The sequence below is a fragment of the Novosphingobium sp. PhB165 genome (genome assembly GCF_004341845.1).
Taxonomy (GTDB): Bacteria; Pseudomonadota; Alphaproteobacteria; order Sphingomonadales; family Sphingomonadaceae; genus Novosphingobium.
Genome location: NZ_SLVB01000002.1, coordinates 390,694 through 406,515, shown reverse-complemented (window position 1 = coordinate 406,515; position 15,822 = coordinate 390,694). Strand labels below are relative to the sequence as shown.

Genomic DNA, 15,822 nt, shown 5'->3' with positions numbered 1-15,822 from the left:
GCTATCCGTCGTCAACGCGCTCTTTGACGACGGCAATGCACGGTCCGTCACCATCCTGAAACTAACGGTGCCGTATCTGCACTTACCCGGCATCATGGATGCGATGTCGACATATGTGGCCCAGGACGCCGAAACGAGCGAACCGCACGGGCGCAACCTGCGACTGCTCCGCAACGCCGCATTAATCCTGGTCGGCCTTATATTTACGGTATGGCTCATCCTGTTCGTGACGAAGGGCCGCTTTCTCAAGCATCCGTTCGAACACATCGCCAGTTCACTGTCTGACCGCCCGGTACGCGTAGCCGGGGATTTCCAACTCTACTTCGCACCGCTGCGCATCAAGTTCCTCGCCGAAGGGATCGACGTCGCCAACCCCGCATGGGCCGGGCGCAAGAGCCTTTTCGCCGCCCGCCGGGTGGAAGCGCATATCGCCCCGCTTTCGCTGCTGCTCGGCCGCCGCCACATCTACACGCTCGATCTCGATCAGGGCGTGGTCGATCTTGAGTGGGATGCGCGGCATCGCGCCAACACATGGACGTTCGGTTCAGGCGGGGGCAAACCGCTGGAATTTCCCCGGATCGACCGGGCGACGGTTTCGGGATCGCGCGTCCGCTATCTTGACCCGCAGATGCCGCTGGAAGCCAACCTCCAGGTCGATCCGATCGTCTCGACCGATGCCCATATCGGCAAGGCCGTGGCCCTACACGGCGATGGCACCCTGCGCGATACGCCGTTCCGCGTGCAGGCCCGCCTGCTCTCACCCGATGCGACCGTCAATCGCGGCGCCAATGCGCTGGAATTGCGCGCCTGGGCGGCGAACAGCGTGATCGACGTTTCCGGGCAACTGCCGTCGATCTCGCAAATCGAGGATGTACCGCTGCAAGTCCGCGCGCAGGGCCGGGACTTGTCGGACCTGCTCGATGTCATCGACGTGGTCATTCCGCATACCCGCAACTATGTGCTGCGCTCAAAGCTGGTGAAGGACGGCACCAATTATCGGTTCACAAACCTGAGCGGCAGGTTCGGCCAGTCCGATCTCTCGGGGCAACTCACGATCGCCAATGACAAGCGGCTGCGCCTTACCGCCGCGCTGGTGACCCGCCGCCTCGACATCGTCGATGCCGCACCATTTATCGGCTACAACCCGGACATCGTCGCCGCCAGAGGCGCAGTTGCTGCCGCCGCGGCGACCGGCGCCGGGCCCCAGCGGGTGCTTCCCGACGCGCGCCTGCCGGTCGAAGCGCTTCAACGCTTCGACGCCGCCTTGAACTGGAAGATCGGCGTGGTCCGTTCGAGGAACGTGCCGGTGCAGGACATCGCCCTTACGCTCCGTCTCGACCGGGGCCGACTGGCGCTTTCGCCGCTGACTTTCTCGATGGCGCGGGGCGATGTCTCATCCGATCTCATCTTCGACACCCGCGAGCGTCCCACCGCGACCAGTTACGATATCCGGCTGTCACCCACGCCGATGGGGCGCCTGCTTGCAGGCTACGGCCTTGCCCAATCCGGCACGACCGGCACCATCCGGGGCCGGATCAGGCTGGAGGGCCGGGGCGATACCATCCACGATTCGCTCGCCAGTTCCTCGGGCCGCATCGCCTTCGTCATGCCCCAGGGCACGCTGTGGACCCAGAATGCCCAGCTTGCCGAGTTGGATATCGGGACTTTCGTGACCAAGATGTTCGAAGGCAAGCTCAAGAAGCCCATAGAGGTCAACTGCGGCTTGCTCGCCTTCACGGTGCGCGGCGGGACCGCCGCGGCGGATCCGATCCTGATCGATACTTCCAAGAACGTCGTCACCGGACGCGGCGGCTTCAGCTTCGATAGCGAGGCTCTCGATCTGGCCTTCCGGGCTGACGGAAAGAAGTTCAGCCTGTTTTCGGGCCAGTCTCCGGTCGGTATCGGGGGGCACTTTGCGCACCCCTCGCTCAATGTCGTCAGCCCCGCGCTGCTGGCCCGCGCCGGAGCCGGGATCGGACTTGCGGTCGTTGCCGCGCCGGTGGCCGGGCTGCTTGCCTTCGTCGATATCGGCGATGCCAAGTCCGCGGCCTGCGGCCCTATTCTGGCAGGCGCAGGAGCCGCCGCACAGCGCACCACGAAAGGCAAGCCGCGCGACGATGTCGGTAATGGCCATGTGAAGAAGATCGACTAGCTGCCGAGCCGTCTCGGCGATCGATCATGCCCTAACGAGAGGCTCTAAACGGGATCGTCCTCATTCGCGTTCGCTTGCAGCAAGTCGAGTCCATGTTGCACATGGACGGCCGCCAATGTCTGGCCGCAGGCATCCAGGCGTTCGAGCACATCCCGGAGTGCCGCCGCTATTTCCTGAAGTTCGCTGAGCCGTTGTGCCTGCGAAAACATGATGAGTGCTGCCGTCCTGAACTGATCGGGAACTATGCTTAATCCCATTCGGTCGCCAGGCAAGAACGATGTTCTTGCAGCAGGCCATCAGAACGTTGCGGCGACGGCGCGAAGATACTCCTCCATTTGCGCTTTCGCCTGCTCGGTCAGCATGAGGAACGATCGCCTGCCGTCTTTCGGATCGTTTTGCCGCAGCACCAGCCCCTCCGCCTCAAGAATGGCAAGCCATCGCAGCGCGGTGGTCGATGCCGCCGCCGAAGCCAATGTGGCCGAGGTCACGGACACCCGGCGGCCGGAATGTTCCGAGACGTAAAGGTCCAGCAACATATCCCATGCCGCTTCACCGAATAGATCCTGCTTGAAGAAGGCAGCCCGCTTGCGGCGGCCGCCGTAGATACATTTTGCCACCGCCAAAGGATCCGCCGGAGCGGAATTGGCACATTCTCTCATGATCGGCGTCGCTTCGATCAGAAAATCCAGTTTTCTAATAATTTCCTCCAAGCCGTCTTTCATGTTTTCCGGCTCTGTTTCCCGATACATGTTGGATTTCCTTTCCAATCATGGCGAGCAGGCGCCATGAAGGATTCGCCTGCACACGACAAACGCCTGAAACGCGATTTAGCCCAAGTTTGCAGAAAGTTAACAGTGGTTTGCCCCTAAGCTTCAGGCGACGCGGTTGGCCGGCAGGCGACCATTTTACGGATGACCGCCGTGCTCGATGGTTAACTTTGAATTACTTCACTCCAGCACATTTTCACGCAGTGTTCGACGCAAGGACGGAACCGATCCCGTCTGTCGCAATTGTCACGGTGTGGAACGGCGCCCCTGCATTCGGGCCAAAGCCGGTTGGCAGCGTCTTGATCGGACATCCTGTCGGGGTTTCATGCGCCGATTGCATGAAACCTGGAGGCGGCGGCGCCGTTGACACTCCTGCGCGCATTCCCTGTTTCGACGTTCCCGCAAGGAGAGCTTCATGCCCGACCGCACAATCGCCGATCTCATCGCCCGTACCCTTGCCAACGCCGGGGTCGAACGGATCTGGGGCGTCACCGGCGACAGTCTCAACGGGTTGAACGAAAGCCTGCGCAAATTGGGCAGAATTCGATGGATGATGACTCGGCACGAGGAAGTGGCAGCCTTTGCGGCGGGCGCAGATGCCGCGCTGACAGGCAAACTGGGCGTCTGCGCCGGGTCCTGCGGCCCCGGCAATCTCCACCTCATCAATGGCCTGTTCGATTGCCACCGCAATCGCACCCCGGTCCTTGCGATCGCCGCACACATTCCGTCGTCCGAGATCGGGCTCGGCTACTTCCAGGAAACGCACCCGCAGGAACTGTTCCGCGAGTGCAGCCACTTCGTCGAACTGGTCACCAATCCTCGCCAGATGCCGGAAGTGCTTCACCGCGCCATGCGCACGGCAATCGGGCAACAGGGGGTCGCCGTCATCGTCGTACCGGGCGATGTTGCGCTTGCGGATGCGCCTGCAGGAGCGAACTTTCACTTTCCCGCCCTCACCCCACCGCGCCTCATCCCCCGCGATGAAGAGATCGAAAAGTTGGTGGGCGAACTGGAGCGATCCAAAGCCGTCACTCTGCTTTGCGGCGCCGGTTGCGCCGATGCCCATGACGAGGTGATCGCGCTGGCCGACCGGCTCGGTGCCCCGATCGTCCACGCGCTGCGCGGCAAGGAATATGTCGAGTGGGACAATCCTTACGATGTCGGCATGACGGGCCTGATCGGCTTCTCGTCGGGCTATCATGCGATGGAGAACTGCGACACCTTGCTCATGCTGGGGACCGACTTCCCCTATCGCAACTTCTACCCCGCCGACGCCCAGATCATTCAGATCGACCGGGACCCCACCCAGCTTGGCAAGCGGACGCCGATTGCGCTGGGGGTCGTCGGCGATGTGCAGGAGACATTGACGGCGGTGCTGCCCCGTATTGCGCGCAAGAAAGACCGCCGTTTTCTCGATGCCGCCCGCGCGCACTATATCGACACGCGCAAGAGCCTCGACGAACTCGCCGTGCCCGACAAGCCGGGGCGGCCGGTCCATCCGCAATATCTCGCACACCTGATCAGCGAACTTGCCGATGACGACGCGATTTTCTCCGCCGATGTCGGCACGCCGACGGTATGGGCGGCGCGCTATCTGACGATGACCGGCAAGCGGCGGCTGTTGTTTTCCGCCAATCACGGCTCGATGGCCAACGCCTTGCCGCAGGCACTTGGCGCACAGGCGGCCTGCCCCGGGCGGCAGGTGATCTCGATGTCCGGCGATGGTGGTTTCGCCATGTCCATGGGAGATCTGCTGAGCGTCGGGCAACTGGACCTGCCGGTCAAGATCGTGATCTTCGACAATGGCTTGCTGGGCTTCGTTGCGATGGAGCAGAAGGCAGGCGGCTATCTCGACGTCAACGTTCAGCTCAAGAACCCCAATTTTGCCGCCATCGCCGAAGCGTCGGGAATACGGGGGTTTGATGTCCAAAGCTCCGAAACGCTGCGGGATGCGCTAAGCGAGGCTTTCGCCCATCCGGGCCCCGCGCTGGTCAATGTCAGAACGGCGCCGCAAGAACTGGTGATGCCGCCCACGATCAAGTCCGAACAGGCGAAGGGCTTCAGCCTCTATATGCTCAAGGCCGTACTCAACGGACGCGGGAGCGAGATCGTCGAATTGGCGAGGACGAATTTGCGCCGATAGCCACTTTTGTGACTGTTCGAAGTGGGTTGCACCGCCCGAGCGATGCTGCAACTGCACATGCATCTTTCTCCATTGCGCTGCGTCGCAGCACGCCGCATAACGATCAGGCCTTTCAGGCATCCTCTCCCAAACTTCACAAGCCGGCCCCTGTGGCCGGCTTTTCTTTTTCGCGGCATCGATGCAGCGACTGGGTGCGAGTGCTCCTCCGCAATATCCGCTGGTAGATCGTCAACCCGGCGATAATATCGAAAAATCCGAGATTTAACGCCGAAAACGGCGGCTATGTGTGAGATCGCTTCTCGGTGAGTTGTCTCCGTCCGGTGGACAATTCGTTAGACCGATCGACACAATTGCAAATTACGCAATAGCGGTGGATCAGCTTGCATTTGCGTCAACCGGGGGGGAGGGCCAAATGGTCATCGACGCTGCAACGCAGCATATTTGTCGAGGTGTCCATGTTTTCGCTGCTCTCGCTCTATTTCGCTTCACGTCGTGATGTCGTTGTTGCCGAACGCCACATGTCCGGCCTGACCAAGCAGTCCGCTCCTGCCGCAACTGCAACGCCCGCTGCGGTCGAAGTCGAAACCGCTGCCGTTTCGGAAAACCTGCCGCTGGCTGCCTAAGCAGCCTCCGGCCGGCAGCATTCCTGTTCCGATATTTTGAACCGTCGCCCGGCGACGTGTTCCGGGACTGCTGGCTAATGGGGGATCGCAGCCAACAGCGCGGCCCCGACAGATGGTTTGGTCTGCTGCGCCATACAAGGCGCGCCTTCCCAGACCTTGCGCTTTGATGTCATCGGCGCTTGTCGTCGGCCCCGCCGATATCGATTGACATCCGCCGCGCGAACAACTCTTATTGCATCGCAACAATTTCACACATCCACGCCTGTCTCTTCACGAAGATAAGGATGGAATGCCGATGCTGATTGTAGTGCAATTTCTGCCGCAAGTCCTGGCACCACTCACACCTCAACTGCGGCTTGAGGAATCACACCTATCCATCTCATTTTTCACGAAGGTATCGCCGCGCGATGCCGGACGTGATCCGGCGTGAGTATCCCTCCGCGCAGCAGAGAACCCAAACTCGTTGACCTCGCGCTTCAGGGCGGCGGAGCCCATGGCGCGTTTACATGGGGTGTACTGGACCGGTTGCTGGAAGAGCCATGGCTCCGGATCGACGGGATTTCCGGCACGTCGGCAGGCGCCATGAATGCCGCCGTACTCGCTCACGGATATATCACGAAAGGTGCCGAGGGTGCCCGTGAAGCGCTGGAGAAGTTCTGGCGTCAGGTTTCCGAGGCAGCCCGGCTCAGCCCGCTCAAGCGCAGTCTCCTGGATATGCTGCTGGGCCGATGGTCACTCGATTACTCGCCGATTTTCCAGTCGATGGACATCATGGCGCGCGTGGTTTCGCCCTACTACCTCAATCCGCAGGGCTACAATCCGCTGCGGGACATTCTCGCAGACAGCATTTGCTTCGACACTCTGAACGAGAGTCCGATCAAGCTGTTCATCACCGCAACCAATGTCCAGACCGGGCGGGGGCGCGTGTTCCGCAATAGCGAACTGACCCCCGAGGTTCTGCTCGCCTCGGCCTGCCTGCCGACGATGTTTCACGCGGTGGAAATCGATGGCGAACCCTATTGGGATGGCGGCTATTCCGGCAATCCCACACTGACCCCGCTCGTGCGGGACTGCGATTCCGAAGACACGATCATTGTTCAGGTAAATCCGGTGAAGCGGCCCGGAACCCCCTGCACGGCCAGCGAAATCGCGAACCGCCTCAACGAGGTTTCCTTCAACGCGGTCCTTCTCAAGGAATTGCGGATGATGGCCCTGCTGCATCAGGTCTCCGCCGCAAACGTGGAAGGGGCGACTGGCGAAGGCGCTAAATGGGCGCATATGCGCATCCACCGGATCGCCAGCGATGCCATGCTCGATCTGGGATATTCCTCCAAGCTCAATGCCGAATGGGCCTTTCTCCTGCATTTGCGAGACATTGGCCGGGCCGAGGCAAACACGTTCCTGGCCGAACACGGCAATGCCATCGGCAAGCGATCCTCGTTCGACATCAGCGAGTTGCTCGACAGTGTCTGAAGCGCTGAGTTTTGTCGGCATCGTCGTGGGCCTGGGCACCTTGATGCTGTTCGCCTTCCGCGGTTGGAGCGTCCTGTTCCTCGCGCCTGCCTGCGCCCTTCTGGCTGCGGCATTTTCCGGGTTCCCCCTGCTGGCAAGCTGGACGCAAGTCTTCATGGGCAGCGCCGCCGGCTTTCTGGGCCAGTTCCTGCCGCTCTTCCTGCTGGGCGCGACTTTCGCAAAGCTCATGAACGACAGTGGCTCGGTCAATGCGATTGCCGAATTCATGTCGGCCCGACTGGGGCCCGACCGGGCCATTCTGGCTGTGGTCCTTGCCGGCGCGCTGCTGACCTACGGGGGAGTCAGCCTGTTCGTCGCCTTCTTCGTGCTGGTGCCGATGGCGCAAGCCATGTTCAAGGCGGCGGATATTCCGCGCCGACTGGTTCCAGCAACGATCATCCTTGGCACCTCCACTTTCACGATGACGGCTCTTCCGGGAACACCCGCCATCCAGAACGCGATCCCCATGCCGTTTTTCGGCACGACGGCATTCGCCGCGCCTGGGCTTGGCATCATCGCCTCGGCATTGATGCTGGGAATAGGGCTGACATGGCTTCAGCGTGCCAAGTCCGTCGCGGTAGGCGGCGGCGAAGGCTACGGGCAGGCGCGCTTGTCCACGCCCGATACCGCACAGATGCGCGAACATACGATTACGGCCTCCAGCTTCGACCCTTCCGAGGCCCAACAACCCGCTGCCGCCGCCAGCCAACCGTCTTTCGCCATTGCCCTTATCCCTTTCGCGGTGATGGTCTGCACCAACCTCATCCTGTCGCTTGTCGTGTTCCGGGGCCGCGAAGCCACGTTTCTGGCTCGGCACGAGTGGGGACAGACGACGCTCGGCGCGGTGGCGGGCCTGTGGTCCGTACTGGCAGCGCTGATATTGGCGACGGTGACCGTGGTGGCGCTGAACCGGAAGCGGCTCACCAATCTGCGCGGCGCGATCGACAGCGGCATGAATGCCGCCGTGCTGCCCGCCATGAGCGTAGCCAGCCTTGTGGGTTTCGGCGCGGTGATTGCGACGCTCCCCGCCTTCATCGTTGTCCGCGAATGGGTGCTGGGCCTCAACGGCGGCCCTCTGGTGACGCTGGCAGTGGCGACCAACCTGCTCGCTGCCCTGACCGGATCGGCGTCCGGCGGACTGACGATCGCGCTCGAGGCCCTTGGCTCGACGTACATGGACATCGCCCGGCAGAGCGGCATCGATCCGGCCCTGATGCACCGCGTCGCCACGATCGGCGCGGGCACGCTTGACATTCTGCCCCATAACGGCGCCGTCATCACGCTGCTTTCCCTGTGCGGAACCAACCACCGCGAAAGCTACCGGCTCATCGCCGAAGTGGGCATCATCGGCTCGCTGATCGCACTGGTGGTGGTCATTGCTCTAGGCGGATTTTTCGGCTCCTTCTGAGCGATTAGCCCCCTGCGTTTACTCGACAATCGGCCCGCCACTGTGCGATGCTCCCGCAACGGAGAGTTTCACCGCACAGGAGCGGATCGTGAAGCGAAAGGTTCTGGTGTCCGAGCTGCGCCAGTATCTCCAGGATCGTAAATCCCGGCGCACGTGGAGCCTTGCCGCGCGGGACGGCATCATCGCAACCGCCGGTATCCTGCTCGGCTTCACCGGCGCGGGAGCGGGCGACAGGACCTTGATGTTGGCCGCCACTGCGGCAACTGTCGCCGGCGTGCTCGCCGCCGGAGGCGCGGAATGGTCAGAGGCCGCATCCGAACGGGAAGCGCAGCTCAATGCGCTGGAAGTGGAAATAGCCGAACTCCAGAAGCAGAAGAGCGTCCAGGAAGCCGAAATCGTCGAATATTACCGCAAAAAAGGCCTAAGCCAGGATCTCGCGGTCAGGGTTGCCAGCGAGCTGATCGTGCGCTCGCCCTTGAAAACGGCGATGGAAAGCGAGCACGGCATCCTCAAGCTGACCTCTCAGGCCGAAGTCGTGCTGACCGGGGTATCGGCTGCCATTGCCTACTTTCTGGGCGCCGCCATCCCGCTCGTCATGACGTTCTTCCTGCCGGTCGACATCGAAGCCGAAGTGATTTTCGTGGCGGCCCTCGTATCGCTCACGTTTATTTCATTCATCGGCGCGCGGGTGGGAGACATGGATGTTTCCCGCAACGTCATCCGTACGCTTGTGGTTGGCGTTGGGACTATCGCCATCAGCTACGCCGTGGGAGAAATCGCCTTCTGAAGCTTTCCGCCGAATAGCAGTAGCAGAGTGGGCAGCAGCGTCAGCACCAGCGGTGCTCCGATCCCAAGCCCTGCGATGATGGCCGTCGCCAGCGGACGTTGCAGGCCAGATCCGCGCCCCAGCCCCGAAGCCAGCGGCAGCAAGGTCAGTATCGCGATCAGCGCCGACATCACGATCGGCCGCAGCCGCGCCCGGCCCGCTTCCAGCAAGGCAGCGGCATCGACCGGCGCACCCGGAACCAGTTCGGCCAGGTAGAAGATCGCCAGCTCCGTAATCATGCCGATCACCATCGTCAGCCCCATCAGCGCCGAGATGTCGAGTTCTGTGCCCGTCAGCCACAGCCCCACGAACACGGCCGCGGTCGATAGCAGCACCGTTCCGATCACGGCGGCGGTGAAGGCCCAGCGCTCGAACAGCAAAGTCAGCAAGAGGGCCGAGAGCAGCAAAGCGGCAACGAAGACCGTGGTCAGATCCGAAAAGCTCTGCTGCTGCTGGGCGTAGAGCCCGCCGTAATCGACGCGCACGCCGGCGGGCAGGTGCAACGCGGCCACCGCTGTCTGCACTTCGCTCATGCCCGTGCCGAGATCCTTGCCCTCAAGCCGCGCGGTAACCGGAATGAACGGCGCCAGATCCTCGCGCGTGATCTGCCGCTGTCCGGCGGCGATGCTGATCGCGGCGATGGAGCGAAGCGGCACTGTACGGCCATCTGGCGCACGCAGCGTGAGTGCACCGAGGGCGTCCGCACGCTGGCGCAATTCCTGCGGCAGCCGAACGCGCACATCGATCACTTGTTCGCCCGCCAGTATTCGGGTGGCGATAGTGCCGCCCACTTGCGCTTCCACTTGCCCGGCCACCACTGCGGGATCGAGGCCCGCCATGGCCGCAGCCGCGCGGTCGACCTTGATGATGATCGCATCGCCCGCGACCCGCAGCCCGCTTGCCACCTCGACCACGCCGTCGATCTTGCCAAGCGCGGTGACCACTTTTCCGGCACTCGCCTCCAATTGTGCCGGGTCGTCGCCGAACAGCTTGACCTCGATGGGCTGCGGGACCGCTGTCAGGTCTCCGATCAGGTCTTCCATCAATTGCGCCGTCTCGATTTCGAGACCCGGAACGCGCGTTTCCACTTTCTCGCGGATATCGGCCATCACCGCTTCGATGTCGCGGCGCGATCCGCCCTTGAGGCGAATGAAGAAATCGCCCTCGTCCGCCTCGGTGAGGCCGCCGCCCAGTTGGACGCCAGTGCGGCGCGAATAGCTCGACACTTCCGGCGTCTCGCGGATGATCGTCTCAACCTGACGCAACAGCCGATCGGTATCGTGCAGCGCCGCGCCCGGTTTCGCCCGGTAGTCGAGGATGAAGCCGCCTTCGTCCATCACCGGCATGAAGCCGGATTCGAGGTGGCTCCAGGCCAGGAATCCCGCCGCCGCAAGGATCGCCGCGCCCACGCCGGCAACCAGCAAGGGCCGCTGGAAGGCTCGCCCGGCAAGCTGGTGATACCGCCGCCCGATCACTTCGGTGAAGCGATCCGCCTTGTCGGCAGCCTCGGCATCCTTGCGGGTCAGCCAGCGTTCGGCAACGAGCGGAAGCACGAAGCGTGCGTAGAGCAACGACACGACCAATGCAGAGGTCATCGTCACTGCCAGCGCCTTGAAAAAGCCCCCGGTCACGCCGGAAATGAAGGCGAGCGGCAGGAACACGACGATCGTTGCCATCGTCGATCCGAACAGCGGCCGTGCCATTTCACGCGCGGCGGCAAGCATCGAGGGACGCTCGTGCTCCTCGCCGGCTTCCTGCAACCGGCGCATCAGATGCTCAAGCATCACAACCGCGTCGTCGACCACCAGCCCGACCGCCGCCGCCATGCCGCCCAGAGTCATCATGTTGAAGCTCATGCCCAGCGCCAGCAACGCCAGGCAGGTCGCGGCCAGCACGGCGGGGAGCAGCGAGGCGGTTATCACCATCAGTCGCCAGCTGCGCAGGAACAGGAACAGCACCAGCCCGGCAAGGATCGCGCCGAGCAGGATCGCATCGCGCACCGCATTCGCGGCGCCGGTCACCAGTTCGGACTGGTCGTAGAAGAAGCTGATCTTCACGTCCGCAGGCAGCGCGGCGCCATTGAGGCGCGTCTCGACTTCGCGGACGAGCTTCACGGCATCGGCGGTCGGGGTCTGGCGGATGTTGACCAGCACGGCATCGGTGCCGTTCGAGGTGACCCGCGTCCAGGCGGGCGCGGGTGCGCGGCGGATCGTCGCGACCTGACCGAGCGTGGCAACGCCTGCACCGGCCGTATCGCCGGCCTTGATCGGGATCGCGGCCAGATCGCCCTCGCCCGTCAGCCGATTGTCGACGAGCGCGAGGTAGAGCCGGTGGCGGTCCTCGATCCGGCCCACGGCGGCGACGCTGTTGGCGCTGCCCAGCGCCGTCGCCACGTCCGAAACCGTCAGTCCCAGCGCCCGAAGCCGCGCGGGATCGACATCGACCGCGATCTCGGGCGAGGATCCGCCGACAACGTCCACGCCCGCGACGCCGGGCACCGTCGACAGCAGCGGCCGCAACTTGAGCTGCGCCAATTGCGCCAGCGCGACACCGTCGCGCTTGGTCGACGTCAGCGACAGGCCGAGGACGGGAAAGATCGTCGGGTCCGAACGGCGCACGCTGAAGCGCGTGCCCGCCGGCAAATCGGGCAGGATCGTCGCCAATGCGCCCTGCGCCGCGAGCGTGGCTGCCGCCATGTCATCGCCCCATCCAAAGCCGAGCGCGATCTCGGCCGAGCCGCGACTGGTCGTCGAACGGATCTGGGTGACGCCGGGAATCTCGCGCAGCGCGATTTCGGCGGGGCGCGTGATATCGGCTGCCATCTGCCCGGCATCGCGCTCGCCCGCGTCGATGGCAACGACGACGCGCGGATAGTCGATGTGCGGGAACAGCGTCACCGGCAGCCGCGTCGCCGCGACCAGTCCGGCAAGGGTCACCAGAAATACGCTCAGCCAGATCGATCGCCGGTGGCGGGAGAGAATGCCGCTCACTTGGGGCTGCCCTCGCGCACCTTCATGTCATCCTCAAGTGCGGTTCCGCCTTCGGTCACGACCCGTTCGCCCGCTTGCAGGCCCTTGAGGATGCGAATGCGGTCTCCGGCGGAGCTGCCGGGAAGAACGTCCCGTGCCTTGGCGATCCCACCCTGCACGACGAAGACATAGCTGCGGCCGCCATCGTCGAGCAAAGCGGCATAAGGAATGGTGATGCCAGTGGTCGCGGCTCCGGCCGACAGGGTCGCGCGCAGCGGCACGCCGGCGGCCGGCGCCAGTCCCTTGGGCAGGCGGACGAACAGCCCCGCAAGCCGCGTAGCGGGATCAACCTGCATATCGACACCGACGACGCTCGCAGCGACCGAAGCCCCGCCGCCAACGGGCTCTATGCGGATCTCCTGACCCGGCCGGATACGCTGGGCCAGCGCCGGATCGACGCCGAAACGCGCGCGCAGGTCGCCGGGCGCGGCAATAGTCGCAAGGACGGTGCCTGCGGCAAGTTGGTCCCCCGGTCTGGCCGTGAGCGCCTGCACAGTACCCGTAATCGGTGCGCGCAAGGCAAGGCCGTTACCGGCAAGGCCGAGATTGGCCCGGGTCGCGCTCGCGGTCTGGGCGGCGGCGCGGGCCGTCTCGACGTCGGCATCGCTGGCAAGGCCATCGGCGCGCAGGCGCACCGCGCGCTGGTAGGCGGCTTGCGCCGCTGCGACATCGCTGGCCGCCTTGGCGATCTCAAGCCGCGTGGCCGGGCTTGCCTTGAGCGTGGCGATTTCCTGACCGCTGGAAACGGCGGTTCCGGTCGGCGAAACGACCCGCGCCACGATTGCCTCTGCGGGCACGACCAGTGCCTGAATGCTGCCGGGGCTCGCCTCGGTCGCGCCAAAGATGGTGACCTCATCGCTCGACGTACCGCTCTCGGCGGGTGCCGTACGCACCAGCGCGACTGGCTCGGGCGTGGCTCCATCGGCTCCATTGTCGCTTCCGCAACCGGCGAGCAGCAGGCATGAAAGGAGCGGAATACATGCCTTCATCGGGTCCATCCTTCGCTGAGACCACCGGAAAGCAATTCAAGAGCGATGGTCTGCTCTGCGATCTGTTGATCGAGTTGGAGAAGCGCGAGGCGGCGGTCTCGCAGCGCCTGCCCAGTCGTTTCGGCCGTAGCGAGCGCAAGGTCACCGCGTTTCATGGCGCGCTCCGATGCTGCGGCATGGCGCTCGAAGGCGGGCATCTCGGCCACGAGCGCTTCGCGTTGACGGCGCAGCAATGCCAGCCCCTGAACCGCCGCATCGATTTCGGCACGCGTCTGGAACAGCCGCGCATCATATTCCGCGCGAAGCTGCTCGCGCGTCGCCTTGGCAATCGCGATATTGCCGCGATTGCGGTTCCACAGCGGCAACGTGAAGCCGATCGCGGGCCCGGCGGTGTAATTGTTGGCCGTGTCGCGCGCGCCGGCCAGCGTCAGCGACAGGTTGGGAAACTGTTCGAGCACGGCCTTGTGCAGATCGGCTTCGGCAACGCCGTAACCGGCCCGCAAGGCCTGAAGATCGAGCCGGCGGTCGAGCGCTTGCGCGACCAGAGTCTCCGAAGACGGCGGCACCGGCGTCGAAGCCGGCGGCGCGAGCTGGAGCACGGTTCCGGGCGGCAGGCCCAGCAACTGATTGAGATCGGACTGGGCCGAGGCAAGGTCGCGTTCGGCGGAACGGGCCTTGTCGGTAGCGTCGACAAGCGCCTGTCGGCGAGCGTCGAGATCGCCGCCCGAAACATCGCCGCGCCCGGCGGCCCGCTGGGTCGAGGCGAACAGGCGCTCGGCCGCCGCGGCACTTTCCTGCGCGATGGCGAGTTGCCGGGTCAGGGCCTGAACCCGCACCCCCAGCAGCCGCGCCTGCCCGGCCGTGTTCCATTCAGCCCAGGCCAGATCGAGGCGCACCTGCTGCTTGCTTTGCTCACCCGCTTCGCGCGTGACGCGGGCTGTGCGCAACTGGTTGAGATCGAGCCCCAGTTGCGCGCCGAAGCCGTTGAAGATGTCCGGCCCCGACAGGAGCTTGTCGAAATTAGCTTGAAAACTCGGATCGGGGAGCAGCCGGGCGGCAAAGGCCTGTGCATCCGTCACACCGGTTCCGGCGCGCTGGGCCTTGAGGTCGGGATTCTCAAGCACGGCGATCACTGCGAGCGCATTGGGCGTCAGCGGCGCGCCGAGATCGATGGCTTGCGGTGCCAGAAACGGCCGGTCGATCGTCTGCGCGTCCCGTGACAATACCGCCGTGTCCGGCGGCGCCAGCACCTGCCCGGCCGGTGATAACGGCGCAGGTTGGTAGCTGGCGCAACCGGCAAGCATTCCGATCGCAAGCAAGGGGAGCAGACGAGTCACGAGCGCGCGGTCAGGCCGGTCGAACGACGAGGATATGGAACGACCCCGGCACCGCCGCCGGACGGCCGCCAGCCTGCGTGGGCGCGGCAAACCGCGCGGTCGGCAGGTAGATATTGCCCGTTTCCGGATCGAGCGCACCGGTCCGCGCGCCGACTTCGGTCTTCACGCGGCCGACACGGGTGAAGCTCTGGAGCGAGACGATATCGAGCACCCCGTCCTTCCCGCAGGGTACGAAGGCAAGCCCGCGCGCCGCATCGAGGATCACCGCATCGGGACCCTGCCCGATATCGACCAGCGCCACCAGCTTGCGCGCCTTGGCGTCGACAATCGCCGCCTTGCCATTGGCACAGGCCGAAATCAGCCGCCCGTGCTTGCTATCGAGTGCAAGGCCGGTCGGCCCCTCGCAGCCCGGCAGCGCGATCGGCTTTCCGGCCACGCCGCGCGCGAGATCGACGGTCTCGACCTCGCCCAGATCCTCGTCGTTGATGAACAGTGTCGCCCCGTCGGTGGCTGCATATTCGAGCCCCGGCTTGACCGGGATCGTTCGCAACACGCGCATCGCTGCGGTGTCGAGGACCGAGACCGAGCCACTGTCGGAATTCATTACGAAGGCATGCGAGCCGTCCGCATCCAGAATGGCGGCATCGGGCTTCTTTCCGACAGGTACTTTGGCCAGTTCATGACCATCGGCGGCATTAAGAAAGCGAACCGTACCGTCCGTGCCGCTCGTGACCAGCAACCGACCGCCCGCCAGCGGCAGAACAGCATGTCCGCGCTGCACTTCGCCAATGGAACTTGCATTGCCGCCCGATGCCAGATCGGCAACCGTCACCGCCCCGCCGCGTGCCACATAGAGCCGGTGCGCGGTGGAATCGACCCGTGCGTAGTCCCACGGGCCGTCGGGTCCGGCAATCGCACCGTCCAGTCGATATTGGGGCGCGGGCGCAGCAGGCGCGGCGGCGGTGGTCAGCAAAGCGGCAAGTAAAGCGATAGTCAGGCGCATTGCACTTCTCCTCGTTGAGGTGCATCTGCTCTG

The 15,822-nt window shown here is 64.2% G+C and carries 12 protein-coding genes; 7 read left to right on the top strand and 5 right to left on the bottom strand.

The window, feature by feature from the left end; all coding sequences use genetic code 11:
- The first annotated feature begins 103 nt into the window (after positions 1-103).
- Together EDF56_RS07355 and EDF56_RS25875 are read left to right on the top strand one after the other, a co-directional pair.
- A complete protein-coding gene (locus tag EDF56_RS07355) occupies positions 104-2,152 on the top strand; it encodes an AsmA family protein (protein WP_132386349.1) in 2,049 nt (682 codons plus the stop codon).
- A 101-nt stretch (positions 2,153-2,253) separates the two neighbouring features.
- Positions 2,254-2,403 (top strand): hypothetical protein, encoded by a 150-nt coding sequence (locus EDF56_RS25875; RefSeq protein WP_165912125.1) that lies wholly within the window; start codon positions 2,254-2,256, stop codon positions 2,401-2,403.
- Between the two features lie 45 nt (positions 2,404-2,448).
- On the opposite strand, the gene EDF56_RS07350 is transcribed toward EDF56_RS25875, so the two are convergent.
- Positions 2,449-2,901, bottom strand: a complete 453-nt coding sequence (locus tag EDF56_RS07350; protein ID WP_132386086.1) for a hypothetical protein — start codon at positions 2,899-2,901, stop codon at positions 2,449-2,451.
- 433 nt (positions 2,902-3,334) lie between these two features.
- Between EDF56_RS07350 and poxB the strand changes: the two genes are divergently transcribed.
- The 5 genes from poxB to EDF56_RS07330 all read left to right on the top strand — a co-directional run bounded on the left by poxB (position 3,335) and on the right by EDF56_RS07330 (position 9,392).
- Positions 3,335-5,062, top strand: coding sequence for a ubiquinone-dependent pyruvate dehydrogenase (gene poxB / locus EDF56_RS07345; RefSeq protein WP_132386085.1), 1,728 nt, complete (start codon positions 3,335-3,337; stop codon positions 5,060-5,062).
- A gap of 449 nt (positions 5,063-5,511) precedes the next feature.
- A complete protein-coding gene (locus tag EDF56_RS25870) occupies positions 5,512-5,685 on the top strand; it encodes a hypothetical protein (protein WP_165912089.1) in 174 nt (57 codons plus the stop codon).
- A gap of 426 nt (positions 5,686-6,111) precedes the next feature.
- Complete coding sequence (locus tag EDF56_RS07340; RefSeq protein WP_243652446.1) at positions 6,112-7,158, top strand: patatin-like phospholipase family protein; 1,047 nt, start codon at positions 6,112-6,114, stop codon at positions 7,156-7,158.
- Positions 7,151-8,605 (top strand): GntP family permease, encoded by a 1,455-nt coding sequence (locus EDF56_RS07335; RefSeq protein ID WP_207904654.1) that lies wholly within the window; start codon positions 7,151-7,153, stop codon positions 8,603-8,605. Before EDF56_RS07340 ends, EDF56_RS07335 begins: the two co-directional genes overlap by 8 nt.
- 106 nt (positions 8,606-8,711) lie before the next feature.
- Positions 8,712-9,392, top strand: a complete 681-nt coding sequence (locus EDF56_RS07330) for a VIT1/CCC1 transporter family protein (RefSeq protein WP_207904653.1) — start codon at positions 8,712-8,714, stop codon at positions 9,390-9,392.
- Here the strand turns inward: EDF56_RS07330 and EDF56_RS07325 are convergent.
- Genes EDF56_RS07325 through EDF56_RS07310 form a run of 4 tightly spaced genes read right to left on the bottom strand, consistent with a single transcriptional unit; the run spans position 9,365 to position 15,789 of the window.
- Positions 9,365-12,421: an efflux RND transporter permease subunit gene (locus EDF56_RS07325; RefSeq protein ID WP_132386083.1), complete on the bottom strand. Its 3,057-nt coding sequence runs from the start codon at positions 12,419-12,421 to the stop codon at positions 9,365-9,367. The genes EDF56_RS07330 and EDF56_RS07325 overlap by 28 nt on opposite strands.
- Positions 12,418-13,449, bottom strand: coding sequence for an efflux RND transporter periplasmic adaptor subunit (locus tag EDF56_RS07320; RefSeq protein WP_165912124.1), 1,032 nt, complete (start codon positions 13,447-13,449; stop codon positions 12,418-12,420). Before EDF56_RS07320 ends, EDF56_RS07325 begins: the two co-directional genes overlap by 4 nt.
- Positions 13,446-14,753: a TolC family protein gene (locus tag EDF56_RS07315; protein ID WP_132386081.1), complete on the bottom strand. Its 1,308-nt coding sequence runs from the start codon at positions 14,751-14,753 to the stop codon at positions 13,446-13,448. The genes EDF56_RS07320 and EDF56_RS07315 overlap by 4 nt, the downstream gene beginning before the upstream one ends.
- Before the next feature lie 43 nt (positions 14,754-14,796).
- Positions 14,797-15,789 carry a gluconolactonase gene (locus EDF56_RS07310; protein ID WP_132386080.1) on the bottom strand — a complete coding sequence of 331 codons (993 nt, stop codon included), beginning with the start codon at positions 15,787-15,789 and terminating at the stop codon, positions 14,797-14,799.
- Positions 15,790-15,822 lie beyond the last annotated feature (33 nt).

Bases quoted from the DNA above. Each gene is read 5' to 3' on its own strand.
- EDF56_RS07320 (WP_165912124.1), bottom strand. From the start codon at position 13,449: ATGAAGGCATGTATTCCGCTCCTTTCATGCCTGCTGCTCGCCGGTTGC.
- EDF56_RS07355 (WP_132386349.1), top strand. From the start codon at position 104: ATGTCGACATATGTGGCCCAGGACGCCGAAACGAGCGAACCGCACGGG.
- EDF56_RS07315 (WP_132386081.1), bottom strand. From the start codon at position 14,753: ATGCTTGCCGGTTGCGCCAGCTACCAACCTGCGCCGTTATCACCGGCC.
- poxB (WP_132386085.1), top strand. From the start codon at position 3,335: ATGCCCGACCGCACAATCGCCGATCTCATCGCCCGTACCCTTGCCAAC.
- EDF56_RS25875 (WP_165912125.1), top strand. From the start codon at position 2,254: ATGGACGGCCGCCAATGTCTGGCCGCAGGCATCCAGGCGTTCGAGCAC.
- EDF56_RS07350 (WP_132386086.1), bottom strand. From the start codon at position 2,901: ATGTATCGGGAAACAGAGCCGGAAAACATGAAAGACGGCTTGGAGGAA.
- EDF56_RS07310 (WP_132386080.1), bottom strand. From the start codon at position 15,789: ATGCGCCTGACTATCGCTTTACTTGCCGCTTTGCTGACCACCGCCGCC.